Here is a 17155-nt window from a genome sequence, read left to right as displayed (position 1 = left end):
CCTCTCCCACTCGCACACCCGCAGGCAAATCGTCATCGTCGCGGCGGTATTCATCGCGGCGGTGGCCTTCTTGCTGTTCTTCTACCTCATGGGCTGACGTGGCGATCTACGGCGAGGGACTCGGCCGAACCGAGGCGCGTACGGCCAGCGATGCGCTCGAGCTCTTCGGCCGGCGCCCGAGGTGGATGCGCGACGGCCTGTGCCGCGAGCACCCGGAGGTGTCGTTCTTCCCTGCGCTCGGCGAGTCGAGTGAGCCGGCCAAGGCCGTGTGCGCGCGGTGCCTCGTTCGGGACGTATGCCTCGCGTTCGCGCTCGAGCACGACGAGCGGCACGGGGTGTGGGGCGGTCTGTCCACGCGGGAGCGGACGGCGCTGAGGCGGCTGCGTCGGGCGAGCTAACCGGGAACGCGACGCCGCCCCCGGTGACGAGGGAAAGGACGCGATCCAACACCCAGCCCTCGGGGGCGACAGTCGTCAGATACCTGCGTGTCGCTACCGGTGCTCGGCCTCGTCCACCAGCGCGCGCAGCCCGGCGTGTAGCCGCTCGAGGCGGGCCTGGAGGTCGACCACCTCGGTAATGAGTCGCATTGCCTCCTCGCGCGAGAGTGAAGCAGTCGCGCCGGGGTTGAGCATGGCGAGGCTGCGCCGCAGGTTCTCGAGCTCGTGAGGTACCACGCCGGCAGCCTAGCGAACAGACGTTCGGTTAGGGGGAACCTCATGCGTTCAGATTCAAGTAACTCGTGGGGATCGAACTCGTCCACGAGCAGCAAGGCCCGTTCATCGGGGCCACGCGTCGCCGCCAGCTCCTGATCGAGCCAACCGGCGGCCGCGGTCATCGTCTTTGGGCCGGGGAAGTCCGCCTCGTCGCGGAACCAGGTGCGGCTGAGGTCGTATCCCCGCCGAAACGGCGCGGCCTGGGCGGGCAGGGCCGGCGCCCCGATCCACGACGGGTCGGGGCGGGTGCGCCACGGATCGTCCTCGTGGCCGCGCACGTAGTCCCACGCCGCGAAGTCGTTGTGGTAGTTCTCCCCGCCGGCCTCGAACAGGTGGGGATGGTCGGTGACGAGCATGGTGGAGATGCCCGCGTCGCTTCGCAGCAGGTGGGTGACCGCGTCCTCCCACACCTCGATCGAGCCCCATGGCTTCCACGGGAAGTCGAGCGCGCCCACGAGCAGGTCGTGGCGGGCCGGGATGCACGGGAGCGAGCCGGCCTGGTGATTGGTGAAGCGCACCGAGCGGCTCGCCAACCGGTCGAGGTTGGGTGTGTCGAGCTCGGTGCCGCCGTAGCAACCGACGAGGTGGCGGTTGAGGCTGTCGAGCAGCACGACGACCACGTCACGGGGCATCGTCATCCGCGTGACGCTAATGCTGTCCGTCGCGGGGCCTCTAGCGTTGCGTCCACCAAGACCAAGGGAGTCCGGAAATGGCCGTACTGATCACAGTGTTCGTGGTCCTCGTCGTGCTGGCCCTGATCGCCCTCATGCTGTCGCTCCGCATCGTGAAGCAGTACGAGGAGGGGGTGCTGTTCAGGCTGGGACGGGTCGTGGGGGTCAGGAAGCCCGGCCTGACGTTCATCGTGCCGGTGGTCGACGTGCTGCGCCGGGTGTCGCTGCGCATCGTCACGATGCCGATTCAGTCCCAGGGCATCATCACGCGGGACAACGTGAGCGTCGACGTCTCCGCCGTTGCCTACTACCGGGTGGTCGACGCGACGAAGTCGGTGGTCGCGATCGAGAACGTGGCCACCGCCATCAACCAGATCGCGCAGACCACACTGCGCAAGGTGGTCGGCCAGCACACGCTGGACGAGACGCTTGCGGAGACCGACCGCATCAATGTCAGCATCCGCGAGATCCTCGACGTGGCGACCGAGGAGTGGGGCGTGGTGGTCACCCTGGTCGAGCTGAAGGACATCCAACTCCCCGACAGCATGAAACGGGCGATGGCCCGCCAGGCCGAAGCGGAGCGCGAGAAGCGGGCGAAGATCATCGCGGCGGAAGGCGAGTCGTTGGCCGCCGCCGCGCTCGGCGAGGCGTCCGACACGATGATGGCCCACCCGCTCGCGTTGCAGCTCCGCAACCTGCAGAGCCTGGTCGAGATCGGCGTCGACAAGAACACGACGGTGGTCTTCCCCGCGCCGCTCATGAGCACCATCCAGGAGCTGGGCGCATTTCTGGCCAAGGAGGCCGCCGCGGCGACGTTGCTGCCCGCGTCGTCCGTTCGCGAGACTCCCGGCGCACCGTAGGGATAGCTGAGCTTCAGATCGCGGATCGGCCGCCAGAGTGCCGGGGCGTGCGTGGCCGCTTAGGCTGGCCCCGGATGAGCTCCCGGAAACGGCTTCCGATCGCGTTCGCCGTCGTGGCGCTGACCCTTGTCGCGGTGGCGGGGGGGTCGCAGCTGGGAGAGCTGACAAGCCGCACCGGACCCGGGCAACACCTGCTCGACCCGGGCTACGTGGCGGTCGGGCTGCAGCCGATCGGGCTGGAGGCATCCCCCAACTCGCGACGCGCGGGCTCGCTCCATCGGCCCCCTCCACGCGGCGGCGCCATGCCTCTCGTCGCCCTGGTCGTGGTGTGTGCGCTCTTGCACCGGTGGAGTCTGCTCCGATTCGAACGGCGGACGTTGCGAGCCTGCCCGAGCTCGGCGTGGTCGCTCGCGCCCAGGGGACCCCCGCTCTCCTGATCGTCGTGGGTCGCGCTCAGGCGCGTGCCTCGTTCGACTGACCAGGTCATCTTCGGCCCTCGCGGCCTTCAGCGGGAGGTTCCTTCGTGCATCAACGTCGTCGGCGCGCGGTCGCCGTCAGCCGTGGCGCACCGCGGCATCAGGCAGTGGCGGCCACGCCTCGAGCCACGAGTCGTCCATCACCGAGCGATGAGCTCGTTCCGTGAGCCCGAGCACCACTGACCGCACGGCTCCCAGGCGCGATCTTCCGAGAGTCGGCCCGCTCCGGTGGTTGTGGCTCGTCGCCGCGCTGGCCACGCTCACCTGCCTCATCGGCGCGACCCGACTCCTCGCAGGCCCGACCTTCGTCAACCGGATCACGGTGGTGAACCCGACGCCGTATGCGTTCGACGTGGAGATCACGGGAGCGGATCGGCACGGGTGGTTGCAACTCGGTGAGGTCGACCAACGGGCCACCACGGTGTTCGAGGCAGTGCTCGACCAGGGCTCCGCCTGGATCGTGCGGTTGGCGGATGGCGAGGGTGGCGAGGTCCGCTACACGCGCGACGAGCTCGTACGCGCCGGCTGGCGCGTGCAGATCCCGACCGCGGTCGAGTCCCGGCTGCGTCCCACCTGGGGGCGATCAGAGCTCCTCGCCCGCTGAGTCGAGGGGCGCGCCCTCGTGTACACCTTTCTCAAACGCACGTTCGTCGGGCGCCCGATCGCGACCCTCGACCAGGAACGGCACCGCCTCCCCAAGCTCATCGCGCTGCCGGTGTTCGCGTCGGACGCGCTGTCCTCGACGGCGTACGCCACCGAAGAGATCCTGTTCGTCACCGCGGTCGGGGGCTCGAGCCTCGCACTCGGGCTCTCCCGGCTGGTACCCATCTCGATCGTCGTTGCGATTCTCGTCGCGCTCGTGGTCACGTCGTATCGCCAGACGATCTTCGCCTATCCGGGCGGCGGCGGGTCCTATCTGGTCAGTCGCGACAACCTGGGCCGCTACCCGTCGCTGGTGGCAGGCGCGTCGTTGCTCGTCGACTACATCCTCACCGTGGCGGTGTCGATCTCGGCCGGCGTGGCGGCCATCGTCTCCCTGCCCGCGTTCCACGGGCTGGAGAACTCACGCGTGCTGCTGGGGCTCGGCCTCATCGCATTGATCACGCTGGCCAACCTGCGCGGGTTGAAGGAGTCGGGCACGGTCTTCGCGGTGCCCACCTATCTCTACATCGCGACCATCGGCTCGCTGGTGCTCTACGGCCTCTACCGCACGTACTTCGGCGACATCGAGCCGGTGCCCTTCAACCCGAAGAAGTTCGAGGGGATCAATCAGGTCGGCGGATCGCTCGGCCTCTTCATCCTCCTGCGCGGGTTCTCGTCGGGCGCGGTCGCGCTCACTGGTATCGAGGCGATCGCCGACGGCGTCCCCGCCTTTCGCAAGCCCGAGGCCAAGAACGCGGCGGCGACCATCCTGATGATGGGCGCTCTCCTCGGCAGTCTGTTCTTCGGGATCTCGATCCTCGCCCACCATCTCCATCCGTATCCGAGCCGCCAGGAGACGGTGATCTCACAGATGGGACGGGCCGTCTTCGGCGACGGTCCCGTCTACGTGGTCCTGCAGATCGCCACGGCCGCCATCCTGACGCTCGCGGCCAACACGGCCTACGCCGACTTCCCTCGCCTCTCCTCGATCATCGCCCGCGACGGCTTCCTCCCTCGTCAGTTCGCCAATCGAGGCGATCGGCTCGTGTTCTCCAACGGCGTCGTGTTCCTCGCCGTCGCCGCGGGCGCACTGCTCGTCGCCTTCGGCGGGATCACGAACGCCCTCATCCCGCTGTATGCGGTGGGGGTCTTCACCTCGTTCACGCTCAGCCAGCTCGCGATGGTCGTGCGCCATCGCAGTCTCAAGCACAGGGGCTGGCGGCGGGGCATGGTGATCAGCGCCGTCGGGTCGGGGGCCACGTTCGTCGTCCTGCTGATCGTGGCCGTCACGAAGTTCACCGTCGGCGCATGGCTGCCCATCGTGGTGGTGCCCGCGATCATCATGTTGTTCGTCGCGATCAGGCGCCATTACGACGGTGTCGGGGCCATGCTCGACCTCTCGCCCGAGCAGACGCGGCCCGCGGCCGTCAACCACACCGTGGTCGTGCTCGTCGGGCGCATCCACGGCGGAGTGTTGAAGGCGCTCGACTACGCGCGTTCGATTCGACCGCAGCACCTCGTGGCTGTCTACGTCTGCTTCGAGGACGAGGACCGGGTGGCGATCGAGGATCAGTGGAAGGCCTTCGGCATCACGGTGCCCCTCGAGATCATCTACTCGCCCTACCGTGAGCTGGTGGGGCCGGTCGAGCATTACATCGACGAGCTCGACGACCGGTGGGACAACGACACGGTCACGGTCGTCATTCCCGAGTTCGTGGTCAACAAGTGGTATGAGCACCTGCTGCACAACCAGAGCGCGCTGTTCCTGAAGGGAAAGCTGCTCTTCCGTGAGAACACCGTCGTGATCTCGGTCCCGTATCACGTCCGGCCCGTCGACGGGCAAACCCGCCCCTAGCTTGGCGAGCCGGGACGACGCCCCAGGATCGTCACCAGACCCTCGGGAAGCTCCTCCTCGCCGAACGACCGCGAGACGTGCGCCTCGAGGCCGTGCTCCGCGAGCAGCATAGGCACACGACTCGTGTCGACGAGCAGGTTCTCGTGACGCTCCTCGTCACGGCGCCACGTCCCGTCCGCCACGCGAACGAAGGTGACCATGTCTCGCACGAACAAGTTCGGCCGCGGGACGCTGAACTGCGAGATGATCGCCCAGGTGTCGCCCGCGCGCCCTTGGTTCGGTGCGTCCCGAAAGACCTCCCCCCAGCGAAGGTCGCACAGATCGATCGCGAAGACGCCGCCGGGTCGCAGTGCAACCGCGACCGCCACGAGCGCTCGATCGATCGACGCTTCGTCCGGCAGGTAGCTGAGCACGTGTCCGACCGAGACGATGGCGTCGCACTCGGAGATCGGGTCGTCCGGCAGTACCAGTTGGCGAACGTCCTCCGTACCCCGGGCGACGTCTCGAGCGAGCTCGAGCATCGCCGGCGAGGCGTCCGTGGCGATCACCCGGTGACCCGCGTCGAGGAGGTGGCGCGTGAGCAGACCGCTGCCGCACCCGAGCTCGACCACGAGGCCGCCCGTCGCGCGCACAGGTTCCAGCAGCTCGAGGATCCCGCGGGCGCAGCGGTCGGCATGGAAGCCGTAGCCGAGGTGGTGCACCAGCGCCAGATCCCGGCGGTAGTACGGGTCAGAGGTCGACACGGCACCCATCATCGCCTGACGCCTGGGCCCCGTCGGCCATGGTGTCGGGATCGGTGGCAAGGTGGCCTCATGCCGAGATGGGTGGACTTCGCGGCCGACCAGCCTGAGCTCGCGCAACGCGTGCAGCGGTTGTTCCAGCGTCAGAAGCACATGACGATGGCTACCCTGCGCCGCGACGGCTCGCCCAGGATCAGCGGGACCGAGGTCGAGTTCCATGCCGAGGACCTCGTGCTGGGCATGATGGCCGGAGCCCGCAAGGTCGTCGACCTCTCGAGAGACGACCGGCTCGCCCTGCACAGCCCCTCCGTCGATCCCGCGGAGGACGGGAGCTCGTGGGCGGGCGAGGCGAAGATCGCGGGACGAGCCGTCGAGATCATCGACAACGATCGTACGGACGGATCGCACCGGTACCGGGTCGACATCACCGAGGTCGTCCTTACGACGCTCGGCACCCCGGGCGATCACCTCGTGATCGAGTCGTGGCATCCCGACCGTGGGCTCGAGAGGCTGCAGCGGTACTAAGGCACGAGTCGGGCCCGGCCGTCACCGGCCTGCGGCCTTACCCTGGAGTCGTGCCGTCCCCTCCCGACGACGACGTCACCGCCCTGGCTCGCCGCATCGCCGAGCTCGGCGTGGGGGAGCGCGCGAGGATCGTCCAGGCATCGTGGTGGAGCGAACGGATGCTCGAGTGGGCGATGTCGCATCCGTCCTTCAAGACGCAGCTCTTCCGCTTCGTCGACGTCTTCCCTGCCACGACGAGCGATGCCGACGTCCTGCGCCATCTCGACGAGTACTTCGAGACCGGCGAGGTCCCCAGGATGCTCGACCTGGGCCTGGGGTTGGCCGAGCACGTGCCCTTCGGCAAGGCCGCCGCCGCGTCGGTGGCCCGTCACAACATCGCCCGCATGGCGGAGCAGTTCATCGTGGGCACCGACGCTTCGTCCGCGGTCGAGGGCCTGCAGCGGCTCTGGCGTGCCGGGAGCGCGTTCACGGTCGATCTGCTCGGCGAGAAGACGGTCACCGTCAGCGAGGCCGACCGCTACGCCGCGCGCGTCGATGCGTTGCTCGCGGTCCTGCTCGAGGCGACACCGCGCTGGGCGCCCGACGATCATCTCGAGCGCGACGACCTCGGGCCGCTGCCTCGGGTCAACGTGAGTGTCAAACCCACGGCGCTGGCGCCCTCGTTCTCTCCGCTCACGCGTGACGACGGGTTGACCCAGGCCAAGGAACGCCTTCGCCCGATCCTGCGGCGCGCGCGCGAGAGCGGGGTAGCCGGCCCGCAGAGCGCGTTCGTCTATCTCGACATGGAGCACTACGACGTCAAGGGCCTGAGCCTGCAGCTCTTCCGGGAGCTGCTCGACGAGCCCGAGTTCGCGGGTATGGAGGCCGGCGTCGTCCTGCAGACCTACCTGAAGGATTCGTACCGCGATCTCGCCGACCTGATCGAGTGGTCGCGCGGGCGTCGCTGTCCGATCACCGTGCGGCTGGTGAAGGGCGCGTATTGGGACACCGAGACGGTGATGAGCCGGGCCGAGGGTTGGCCCGTCCCGGTCTACGAGCACAAGGCCGAGACCGACGCCAACTTCGAGCGGTGTGTACGCCTCCTCCACGACCATCACGACGCGGTGCGCGCCGCCTTCGGAAGCCACAACCTGCGCTCGATCGCGTACGCCGTCACCGAGGCACGCCGGAGGGGGATCCCCGACACCGGCTACGAGATCCAGATGCTGTACGGCATGGCCGAGCCCATCCATTCGGCGATCCGGCGGATCGGCCTGCGCCTCCGGGTCTACGCACCGGTCGGTGAGCTGGTGCCGGGAATGGCCTATCTGGTGAGGCGACTGCTCGAGAACACGTCGAACGAGAGCTTCGTGCGCCGGCGCTTCGTCGAGGGACGCGATCTCGACGAGCTGCTCGCGCCGCCCTCGGTCGCATCGCTGCCCGAGCTCGGCGACGCGACGACGCGGTCACCGACCGACGAGCGCGACCCCGCACCCTTCGAGCCCGAGCCACCGGCCGAATGGCGTCGCACGCGTGTGCGGTCGGCCTTCGCGTCCGCGGTCGCGAGCGCCGGCGACGCGTTCGGACGCGAGGTGCCGGCGATGATCGACGGACGGCCGGTGACGACGGCGTCGTCCATCACGTCGGTCGACCCCGCCGCACCCTCGGTGCAGGTGGCGCGGTCGGCGTCGTGCGGGGCGCACGAGGCCGACGAGGCGATCGCGGTGGCGCAGCGGTCGTGGGCGAGCTGGAGCCGTACCCCCGCCCAGGCGCGTGTCGGCGTGCTCTTCCGCGCGGCCCAGTGGATGCGCGCCCGCCGGCACGACCTGGCCGCGCTCGAGGTGTTCGAAGCGGGCAAGCCGTGGAAGGAGGCCGATGCCGATGTCTGTGAGGCCATCGACTTCTGCGCGTACTACGGACGAGAGGCGGTCCGCCTGTCCGAGGGCGGAGTCGTGCAGTCGCCGCCGGGCGAGGCGAACTCGCTGCACTATCGGCCGCGCGGCGTCGGGGTCGTCATCGCGCCCTGGAACTTCCCGCTCGCGATCCCGACGGGAATGGTCACCGCCGCGCTGGTGACGGGCAACACGGTCTGCTTCAAGCCCGCCGAGCAGACCCCGCTTGTGGGCCACGCGCTCTACGAGGCGCTGATGGCCGGAGGGCTACCGCCGGGATGTCTTGCGCTGCTTCCGGGTGTCGGCGAGGAGGTGGGAGCGCATCTGGTCGAGCACCCCGACGTGGCGTTCGTGACGTTCACCGGGTCGCTCGCGGTCGGGCTCGACATCGTCGAGCGGGCCGCGGTCCACCGACCGGGTCAGCGTCACGTGAAGCGAGTGGTCGCAGAGATGGGCGGCAAGAACGCGCTGGTCGTCGACGCCGACGCGGACCTCGACCAGGCTGTGCCCGCGGCGGTGTATTCCGCGTTCGGGTACTCCGGACAGAAGTGTTCGGCGTGCGCGCGACTGATCGTGGTCGACGCGGTGCACGACGAGCTCGTCGACCGGCTGATCGGAGCCACCCGCGTGCTGCGCATCGGTCATCCCCGGCACATGGGAACGCAGGTGGGCCCGCTCATCGACGCCGACGCGCACAAGCGGGTGTCGGCGTACGTCGAGGCGGCACCGTCCGAGGGGACGGTTGTGCTTGCACGCGACGACGTGCCCGACGAGGGATTCTTCGTGGGACCCACGATCGTGACCGACGTGCAGGCGCAGTCGCGCCTGGCCAGGGAGGAGATCTTCGGACCGGTGCTCGTGGTGATGCGCGCCGAGAGCTTCGAAGCCGCGGTCGCGTTGGCCAACGACACCGACTACGCGCTGACGGCCGGTGTGTTCTCGCGCTCGCCCGCCAACATCCGCTTCGCGTCCGCGGAGCTGCGAGGCGGCAACGTCTACGTCAACCGCACGACGGTCGGTGCGGTCGTGGGTCGACAGCCCTTCGGCGGCTACGGCCTTTCGGGAGTGGGTTCCAAGGCGGGCGGGGCCGACTACCTCATGCAGTTCGTCGAACCACGCGTCGTCACCGAGAACACGCTTCGTCAGGGTTTCGCGCCGCCGGACGAGTAGCGCGCGCAGGTTTGGCGCCGTGCCATCGAAGCTCACAGGGGCCGTCCCATTGGAGCGACGGCCATCGGTACCTGCGGGCCGGGCGGCGCCGGGTCGGCGCGGGTCGCAACATCCTCATGTCTCTACGCGTCGGCACGTGCCGGACGCCTCTGAAGGTCAGTTCTGCGACGCCTGACGCTTCGCTCGGGAGCGAACGACGAAGTAGAGCGCGGTGGTCACGACCGTGCCGATGAGGATGAGGAGCGGGCTCCCGATGACGATGCCGACGGTGTAGAGGACAACCGCGACGACGGCCATGCCCAGCAGCAGCCACGCCGGGCCCTTCTTGAACGCGAGCTCGTTCACGGTCGTACAGCAGGGTAGACGGCAGGCATCGCTTGACCAACGGCGTTGGGAAGTTGGCCCCGGCGGGCCAGGCCTCGGCAGAAGGGTTTGCCGGCGGGGAGGTTGGTGAGCGACCCACTGAAACGAGCCTCGACGGGATCCTCGGGCCTTGCTCGCCCCAGCGTCAGCGGCTCGTCCCCCGCCACCACGTAGAACGGCTCGAGCACGTCGTGGCCGTCGACGACGATCCGTGCCTGGTGCGCGCGGGGGTCGAGGAGCAGCTCGACGAGATGTGCGCGGTGGAGGTCGACGCGGACGGTCGGCCCTCGATACCACCTCAGGGTCGCGCGTACCGATCCGTAGGCGAACCGCACGCGGTCGCCGCCGCGATACTCGACGGCCAGGATGCTCCGCACGTTGGGTGGACCGCTCGTGGCCAAGGGCTCGACGGTCCCGGCTCGGCGCTTCGGGAACCGCACTCGCAGGCGGTAGTAGCCGGTGCGGTTGGTGCGTTCGACCGCGTACCACCGTGCGCCGTCGGACCAGTAGGTGCCGTCGCAGTTCCCGACGACGCGGATGGTGCCTTCGCTCGCGGGGCTCCCGAGCTCGCCGCGAGTGATACCGCCCGTGCTGCCGCCGAACCAGCGCCCGTCGACCTCTCGTTGCAGGCGCACGAACGGGCCGACGAGGCGGTCGTTGCCGCTGAACGCACGCTGCGCCCAGACCCCGAGCGCGACGTTGATGCAGACCGAGGCGATGACCAGCGCTCCGAGCACGGCGGCACCCGCCTGACGAGTTCGGCGCGAGCGGTCGCCCATCCACATGACGAGGACGGGAAGTCCCACCACCGCCGCGAGCGCCAAGAAGGGAAAGACATCGCCGAGGTAGCGATGGGCGACATACGCGATCGTGAGCATCAGGAAGCCGCCCGTCGCGGCGCCGAGCATGGGGCCTCGGAAGACGGCAAGGCGTCGTCCGCGTCGCGGCCGGACGACCGTCACGATGCCGACCGCGGCGAGCAGCGCCACCGCGGGCATGCTCGCGGGAACGCTGGACGCCCGGTCGAGCGTGTCGAAGCGCGCGTCGCCGATGACCCTGGCCCGATGCGACGGAAAGGAGATCCACGGCAACAGCCGGTGGACGTCGAGGGCGTCGGGTCGGGCGTACTGCAGGAGCGTCGTTGGCACGAAGGCGAGGCGGAAGAGCTTGCCGCCGTTGGCGCGCAGCACCTCGCGACGGTGCGGGTCGACCGTGACCTGGAACTGCTTGTCGGTCGGTATGGACAACAGCGTGCCGAACTTGGCGTAGTTCACGTAGGAGTAGAGGATGATGGGCACGAGCGCGGCCGCGCCCAGGGCGGCCACCCCGGGGAGACCTGCACGATCCCGCGCTCGGAGGGCCCCTCCCGCGCTCATCACCGCGACGAGCATCAGTGCGACCACGGGACCGAGCCCGATCGAACCGCGCGTCAGGAACGCGCCCGCGACGAGGAGGGTCACGAGCACCAGTCGCCGCCGAGTCGGAGCGAGCACGTACGCGATGAGCTGGTCGTAGGCCGCCAGCGCCAGCGCGATCCCCCACATGATCGCCTCGTCGTAGACGTAGGGTCGGTTGGCGAGGAACAGGAGCACCGAGCCTCCGCCGAGGACGCCCGCGAGCGCGCCCGTCGCCCAGGCCTCGCCGCGACCCACCGGCCGGTCGCCGACTGTCAGCCAGCGCGCCCGCCAGGCGAGCGTCCGCAGCGCGGCGAGCGCCACGACGAAGGCGATCAGCATCGACAGTTGGGTGAGGCGGCCGTCGAAGCGGTCGGTGGCGGCGACGATCGGTAGACGAAGCAGGGCAGGAAACGGGCCGAAGTACATGAACGCCTTGCCGTGGATCACGAAGGCCTCGATGTTGAGCACCTCGAGGGGCACGTCCCAATGAAGATGCAGCAGGCTTCGGGCCTGCACGTCGTAGAAGTTGGCCTGCGTCTCCGCGGTCATGAGCGACCACTTGCCCGCGGCGAGCAACCAGGTGAACAGCAGCGTCGCCAGGCCCCCGCCGACGAGCCACGCACGCGTGAAAGCCCGCGGCGGACGAGGCGTGCCGGGGCCGACCATGGGCGCCGAGGCTATACGGGCGTTCCGACGCCTCTACGGCAGGGGAGACGGGTCACGCGCGATTGGTGACCCGATGCGGATACTCAACACACTGAAGCCGAGAGCGAGGCAGGCCGGGCCTGAGGCTTGTCAACGCCCTCGCAGACCAGTGGGGAGCGAGCCCTTGCGAGACGGCGGGAAGTCCGCCTGCTTCAGAGTCGCATGCCGATTACTAGACGGCTCGTCCTCGCACAAACCAAACGGCGAAGACGATCAAGAGGATGAGCAGCAAAGTTCCGAGTCCGATGTACATGGTGCCTCCCTTCGGCGTGAGGCATCTACCCCACGAGGTCGAGGTTGAGTCATCGGCTCAGCGGGTACTCCTCGCTTTACCCCCCGATAAGGAGTCTCTGATGGGCGAAGGCACGTTCGACAACGCGAAGGGCAAGGTCAAGGAAGCCGCAGGTGACCTGACGGACAACAAGGACATGAAGCGTGAGGGCAAGACGGATCAGGCTGCGGGCAACGTCAAGGACAAGCTCGGCAACCTGAAGGAGACAGCGGAAGACGCTGTCGACAAGGTGAAGGACAAGCTGCACAAGGACTGACCCGCACACAGGTTCACCCACACAACAGCCGCCCAGTGTCGGGCGGCTGTTGTCGTTCCCCGATCAGGCGAGTGATCACTGGTCACGCTCCGGCGCTCCCTCGTGTGCCACGGCCGTTAGGTTCGACCCCACCTCAGAGGCCGTCTAGTGTTCGTCCCCACGGGCCGTTGGCGCAGTTGGTAGCGCACTTGCATGACGCGCAAGGGGTCGGGGGTTCGAGTCCCTCACGGCCCACTCCCGGAGGCGCTGGTCAGGGCGGGTACGCGATGACGAGTGACCTTCGCGGCATGACCCCAAGGCCCTGGATTTCAGCCTAACTTCAGCCATTCGGCGCGGATGCCGGCGGACGTTGACGGCCTCAATCGGTGTCGAAGAGCTGCTCCATCGGCCGCGCGCCGGCCGCGACCGCGGGCACGACTGCATGCCGGTAGACATCGCCGGTCATGCGCGTCGACGAGTGGCCGAGGACGTCCGCGATCTCCTCCAGACGCACACCGCAAGCCGACAGCAACGACGCCGCGCTGTGGCGGAGCTCGTGTGGATGCCAGTGTCCGAGACCCGCGCACATCGTCACGGTCGAGAGGTTCCGTCTGTTACTCGGGTCGATCAGCGTGCCGACGGTCGACGCGAACACAAGGTCGAGGTCCCGCCACTCGGGCCCGGCGGCGATGCGTTCCTGCACCTGTCGACGACGGTGGGCCCGAAGCGACTTCACAACGGGAGCGGGGAGCACGAGCGCTCGGCGGGAGCGCTTGGTCTTCGGCTCGCCGAGGCGCAGCTCGCCCCGCTCGCGCTTGAGGGAGCGGCTCACTTGGAGCCGTCGGCACTTCAGGTCGAGGTCCGACCACGTGAGACCGAGCACCTCGCCGGGGCGGAGCCCGAGCATCAGCATGGTTACGTAGGCGGCCTCCAGGCGGTCGCCCTTCGCCGCCGTGAGGAATGCGTGCGCTTGGTCGACGGTGAGCGACCTTCCATCGGGGCGTCGAGCCTCTTGGGCCCCGGACGAGCGCGGCGACGTTGCGCCCGAGCAGCCCCTCGAGTACAGCGTGAGCAAGAGCGGCGACCAGCACCGACCGCAGACGGCTGACGCTGTTCTTCGCCATCCCGGCATCCGCCTTCGCCCTCAGGAATTCCGCGACCTCCGCCGGCGTCAGCTTGAGGAGTCGCTTTCGGCCAAGTGCCGGGATGATGTGACCGCGCGCGGCCCAGGTGTAGTTGTCGATCGTGTTCACCGATCCCACGGAGCCAGGCAGGACGTTGGAGAGCCAGTGCTCGAGGAACTCACCGACCGTGATGCGGTTGTCCGGCGGGGGCAACCCAGCGTTGCAACGGGCCTGGAGCGCGTGCAGCTTCTCGACCACCTCGGCGCGGGTACGCGCCGACAGGTACTTCCGGATCCGCTTGCCGTCCTGGCATCCGAGGTCGACGACGCCGAGCCAGAGGCGGTCGCTTCTGCGCCGGTAGACCGCTCCCTCGCTTCGGCCCCGACGCTTGCTCACCACGGCGCACAGCCTAGGGGTGGGGTCGGACAGCGACCCCGGTCGAGTTTCGCGGCAGGCGAAGGCGCTCGACGTATGCCTCGACGACAGCGACCGGGATGCGACACGCGCGGCCGATGTGGACGACCTCGAGCTCGCCGGCGGTGATGAGCTCGTACGCGGTGCTGCGCCCCACACCGAGCGCGTGTGCGGCCTCCCGGACGGTCAGCAACACGCGCGGCCCCGACGCTGTGCCGCCTGAGTCGTCTCATCACGCGGCGCGTCTGCCGCGTCGCCGAGTCCCAGCTGGTCGGTTGTCATCGCTGCCTGTACCCGGCAGACGGGCCGCACCGTCGCCGTCGATCGCCGTGAGCTCGTCCTTGCGAGCGCTCTCCCTCACGACTCTGCGGTAAGCGCATGTGCCGCCGCCGATGCAACACGGGATCCCGATGTCTCATGCGGCAACGACGCTGATTGACGGGCTGAAGTCTCATCCCCGAGCTCCAACAGCAACCACCACGACCAGCACCCACCCCATCAACCCAAAGAACCCAACGAACCCAACGCCCACCTACAAACCCGAACTCGCCAATGCATCACCCCCACCAACGACCCCTCACCAACCGCCTCAATGACCTACACAGATATGCACAGGCGCATTAGCGCCCGTGCGGGAGCCCTGCAATCCGTCGCGCCGGACGTTGTCTGGAGCGCGTGGGCGTCGCGTCTTCGACGGCGGTGGCCAAGGGAGGAAGCGAACGAGTCCCACGTGAGCTGGACTTGGCCGCGGTCCGCCAGCGACGTCGATGGACCGCGAGACAGAGGACCAAGGGGTCGATGCGTCGACTCGCGCGCGAGATGTGGCCGTGGACGGGAGCCCGGGGTCGGGTTTGACAGAGAGGCTGTAAGCGCGTGTTTGACAACGACGCCAGTTGTGGCATCACACTTCCCCGCCGAAGCGAATCGATTCGGCGGCGGGTTCAGCTTCAAGTGCGCTGCGTTGACAACTGAGCGGCTGAGTTGGCCGGCGCATAGCGCAGTTCGGGCGCGATGCTCAGAGCCGCAAGTCATCATGGACGCGTGCCAGATGGTGGCCATCCGATCGACCGAGCGACCCAAGCGTGGGTGCGCGCCACTGGTCGCCGTGTTGTTCTCGCGGATCATCCATGGCTCGACGGTCCGGTCGGTGATCCGCTCGTCATCGCGGACGAATGGGTCGGCCGGGAGGCTCGCCGCATCGGTGGGACCGTCCGGGAGGGTGGCGGTCTATTGACGCGCCTCGCCGCGCTGGCCGGGGCGGCGTTCGACTCCACCCAGATCGCCCCAGAGGTTGTTGCGTGACGTGTGGTCACAGTGGTGCCCGGCGGCTTGGCCGTTCGGCTGGGCCCTCACCGCGGTGTTTGCCCGCCGCCTCCAGCAACTCGGCCTACCACTCCGTCCGCTCGAGGTAGCCCGCGGGATGGACAGTCGCGTGCTGGCGGTGTTCGACCGTGACGGTGTGCAGCTCGGCGCCGCGTGGTTGCGATCCCTCCGGGCCAACGGGCAGACGGTGTACAGCGGCTGGTACGGCACGACCCAGCTTCCCCTCACCCGCGGGCCGAGCATCCGGGTGATGTTCCCGCTACCGAATGGCAGCGTCGCCGTATTCCTGCGACCGACTGTCGACGACGGCGGCGCGCTCAGGCTCACCTCGCCGCTCGCGGACTTTGGTGACGACGGGGCGTACTTGATCGTCGCTCACCGTGACGGTCAGAGCGCGTGGGCCCGACGGGTTCCGGTCGCCGAAGAGTTCCGGGTGTACGTCGATGACGAGGGCGTGCTGCGAACTGACCACGCGCTCAACCTCTGGGCAATCCCGATCATTCGGCTCCACTACCGGCTTCAACCGACGCCCAGTCCGGTTGCCGACGGGTAGAAGGCGATGCGTTCCATCCACGGTGCGCGCCTAGCGGCAGTTCTGGCGCGCCGTACTGCGACGCGAACCATCACACGTAGAACTGCTCGATTCGCACAGGTCGCCGTTGGAGCGCACGGAATAGCGCCTCGCGGAGTTCATCGCGCTCTGACTCGTCATACCGGGGAGCGCCTGTCCACACAGCCCTTAGAAACTCCAGGTCCTCCCAGACCGGGCCCCAAGGCCGCGGATCATCCGAACGGCGCGGTATGAGGTGCCAGTGCAGGTGTCGCACGGAGTTGCCCAGAGCTTCGTAGTTGAGCTTCTGAGGCTGGAACGCCTCAACGACGGCGTGAGCCACCTCGGCCATCTCCGCGAGGTGGGCGTCGCGAGCGTCTACCTCCAACTCGTGGAGCTCAGCGACACAGTCCTTGGCGACGAAGAATGTGTAGCCGCGGAAGTAGCGAATCTCATGCACCTTCACGTAGCCGGTCGTAAGACGGGCGACTGCCCAAGGATCCTCGCCGCGATCAGCCGCTTGGTTCCGCTTGCACGCTGGGCAGTCGGTCACGCCGTAAGTCTCGCGCGGTAGCTACCGAACGCCCGAGCGGCAGTTCTGGCGTGAGTGCGGCAAGCTCCGGGGATGGATGAGTTGGCTCGGAACGCCGTGGCGCGGCTCGGTTCCCGCTCTCGATCGAGATTTCTAGGTCTTCTCGTGGGTGAGCTTGCAGTCGCCGGCCGTTGCTTCTATGTCGAGGCGGGCAACACGCCCGATACGGCGCTCGCAGGGCTTCGGTGCGTCAACGAGTGCCTCAATGTGTTGGGCAACCAGTTTCTCGCGAAGATCGGGTCGGGGGCGAGCTATCCCGACAACGCCTTCGTCCACTCGGTCCTGCAGAGTGCACAGGTGGATGGTTGCGAGCAGGTCGTCCGAGCCGCCATCCAACGAGCGTTGGAGCTGAACACCTAGCGGCATCCCTGAAGGAGCGGGGCCGCGTCAATGAGAGTTTGGCTCCGTTGGGCGTAACGGTGATCGCGAAACCCTGCGCGTGGGCGCGTGTCGCGGACGTTGGGAAGACCTCAATGTGTGTGGGCTTGGTGTCTCGCACCGTCGTCCTCACGAACTGAGGGTGGGCAGCTCGGCTGGCGAGGCATCCCTTCGCCGAGTGAACTCGAGCATGGTGCGTTGCGGCCACGACCGGACGGGCTCAAGCAGTTCGTCGGCCTCGCTGCTGATTGCAGGGGCC

At 68.3% G+C, this 17155-nt stretch carries 16 protein-coding genes, 1 tRNA gene and 2 pseudogenes; 11 read left to right on the top strand and 8 right to left on the bottom strand.

Annotated elements, in window-relative coordinates; all coding sequences use genetic code 11:
- Window positions 1–185: 185 nt before the first annotated feature.
- Window positions 186–398: a WhiB family transcriptional regulator gene (locus tag E6G06_14485; protein ID TML89503.1), complete on the top strand. Its 213-nt coding sequence runs from the start codon at window positions 186–188 to the stop codon at window positions 396–398.
- Here the strand turns inward: E6G06_14485 and E6G06_14480 are convergent.
- Complete coding sequence (locus E6G06_14480) at window positions 395–1351, bottom strand: hypothetical protein (protein TML89500.1); 957 nt, start codon at window positions 1349–1351, stop codon at window positions 395–397. The genes E6G06_14485 and E6G06_14480 overlap by 4 nt on opposite strands.
- Before the next feature lie 83 nt (window positions 1352–1434).
- Here E6G06_14480 and E6G06_14475 point away from each other — a divergent pair, with 83 nt between their 5' ends.
- The 4 genes from E6G06_14475 (at window position 1435) to E6G06_14460 (ending at window position 5217) form a co-directional block, all read left to right on the top strand.
- Window positions 1435–2244 (top strand): slipin family protein, encoded by an 810-nt coding sequence (locus tag E6G06_14475; GenBank protein TML89502.1) that lies wholly within the window; start codon window positions 1435–1437, stop codon window positions 2242–2244.
- Window positions 2245–2318: 74 nt separating this feature from the next.
- Window positions 2319–2681, top strand: a complete 363-nt coding sequence (locus E6G06_14470) for a hypothetical protein (protein TML89499.1) — start codon at window positions 2319–2321, stop codon at window positions 2679–2681.
- 202 nt (window positions 2682–2883) lie between these two features.
- On the top strand, window positions 2884–3324 hold the full coding sequence (locus tag E6G06_14465) for a hypothetical protein (GenBank protein ID TML89498.1): 441 nt from the start codon (window positions 2884–2886) through the stop codon (window positions 3322–3324).
- An 18-nt stretch (window positions 3325–3342) separates the two neighbouring features.
- On the top strand, window positions 3343–5217 hold the full coding sequence (locus tag E6G06_14460; GenBank protein TML89497.1) for an APC family permease: 1875 nt from the start codon (window positions 3343–3345) through the stop codon (window positions 5215–5217).
- Here E6G06_14460 and E6G06_14455 read toward each other — a convergent pair.
- Window positions 5214–5972, bottom strand: a complete 759-nt coding sequence (locus E6G06_14455) for a class I SAM-dependent methyltransferase (protein TML89496.1) — start codon at window positions 5970–5972, stop codon at window positions 5214–5216. The two genes, E6G06_14460 and E6G06_14455, sit on opposite strands and share 4 nt — an antisense overlap.
- A gap of 57 nt (window positions 5973–6029) precedes the next feature.
- On the opposite strand from E6G06_14455, the gene E6G06_14450 reads away from it, so the two are divergent.
- Both E6G06_14450 and E6G06_14445 read left to right on the top strand, forming a co-directional pair.
- Window positions 6030–6482 carry a pyridoxamine 5'-phosphate oxidase gene (locus tag E6G06_14450; GenBank protein TML89495.1) on the top strand — a complete coding sequence of 151 codons (453 nt, stop codon included), beginning with the start codon at window positions 6030–6032 and terminating at the stop codon, window positions 6480–6482.
- A gap of 50 nt (window positions 6483–6532) precedes the next feature.
- Entirely contained in the window at window positions 6533–9523 is a 2991-nt protein-coding gene (locus E6G06_14445) for an aldehyde dehydrogenase family protein (GenBank protein TML89494.1), read from the top strand.
- A gap of 156 nt (window positions 9524–9679) precedes the next feature.
- Here the strand turns inward: E6G06_14445 and E6G06_14440 are convergent, their stop codons facing one another.
- Window positions 9680–9868 (bottom strand): hypothetical protein, encoded by a 189-nt coding sequence (locus E6G06_14440; protein ID TML89493.1) that lies wholly within the window; start codon window positions 9866–9868, stop codon window positions 9680–9682.
- The gene (locus tag E6G06_14435; GenBank protein ID TML89492.1) at window positions 9865–11949 is read right to left on the bottom strand and encodes a hypothetical protein; all 2085 of its coding nucleotides are present in this window, start codon (window positions 11947–11949) and stop codon (window positions 9865–9867) included. The genes E6G06_14440 and E6G06_14435 overlap by 4 nt, the downstream gene beginning before the upstream one ends.
- 392 nt (window positions 11950–12341) lie before the next feature.
- On the opposite strand from E6G06_14435, the gene E6G06_14430 reads away from it, so the two are divergent.
- Both E6G06_14430 and E6G06_14425 read left to right on the top strand, forming a co-directional pair.
- Entirely contained in the window at window positions 12342–12536 is a 195-nt protein-coding gene (locus tag E6G06_14430) for a CsbD family protein (protein ID TML89491.1), read from the top strand.
- A gap of 161 nt (window positions 12537–12697) precedes the next feature.
- Window positions 12698–12770, top strand: a tRNA-Val gene (locus E6G06_14425).
- Window positions 12771–12894: 124 nt separating this feature from the next.
- Here E6G06_14425 and E6G06_14420 read toward each other — a convergent pair.
- The 3 genes and pseudogenes from E6G06_14420 to E6G06_14410 all read right to left on the bottom strand — a co-directional run bounded on the left by E6G06_14420 (window position 12895) and on the right by E6G06_14410 (window position 14249).
- Window positions 12895–13647: a site-specific integrase gene (locus E6G06_14420; protein TML89490.1), complete on the bottom strand. Its 753-nt coding sequence runs from the start codon at window positions 13645–13647 to the stop codon at window positions 12895–12897.
- Window positions 13648–13660: 13 nt separating this feature from the next.
- Window positions 13661–14125: pseudogene (locus E6G06_14415) on the bottom strand (hypothetical protein).
- The gene (locus E6G06_14410; GenBank protein TML89489.1) at window positions 14049–14249 is read right to left on the bottom strand and encodes a helix-turn-helix domain-containing protein; all 201 of its coding nucleotides are present in this window, start codon (window positions 14247–14249) and stop codon (window positions 14049–14051) included. The pseudogene E6G06_14415 and the gene E6G06_14410 overlap by 77 nt, the downstream one beginning before the upstream one ends.
- Window positions 14250–15064: 815 nt before the next feature.
- Between E6G06_14410 and E6G06_14405 the strand changes: the two are divergent.
- Window positions 15065–15929, top strand: a pseudogene (locus E6G06_14405) (hypothetical protein).
- 70 nt (window positions 15930–15999) lie between these two features.
- Here E6G06_14405 and E6G06_14400 read toward each other — a convergent pair.
- The gene (locus tag E6G06_14400) at window positions 16000–16479 is read right to left on the bottom strand and encodes an HIT family protein (protein TML89488.1); all 480 of its coding nucleotides are present in this window, start codon (window positions 16477–16479) and stop codon (window positions 16000–16002) included.
- A 144-nt stretch (window positions 16480–16623) separates the two neighbouring features.
- Between E6G06_14400 and E6G06_14395 the strand changes: the two genes are divergently transcribed.
- On the top strand, window positions 16624–16878 hold the full coding sequence (locus E6G06_14395; GenBank protein TML89487.1) for a hypothetical protein: 255 nt from the start codon (window positions 16624–16626) through the stop codon (window positions 16876–16878).
- The last annotated feature ends 277 nt before the right edge of the window (window positions 16879–17155 follow it).

Source organism: Actinomycetota bacterium (genome assembly GCA_005888325.1).
GTDB lineage: Bacteria > Actinomycetota > Acidimicrobiia > Acidimicrobiales > AC-14 > AC-14.
The sequence above is the reverse complement of the archived record's forward strand: the minus strand, read 5'-3'. Positions and strand labels throughout refer to the sequence as shown.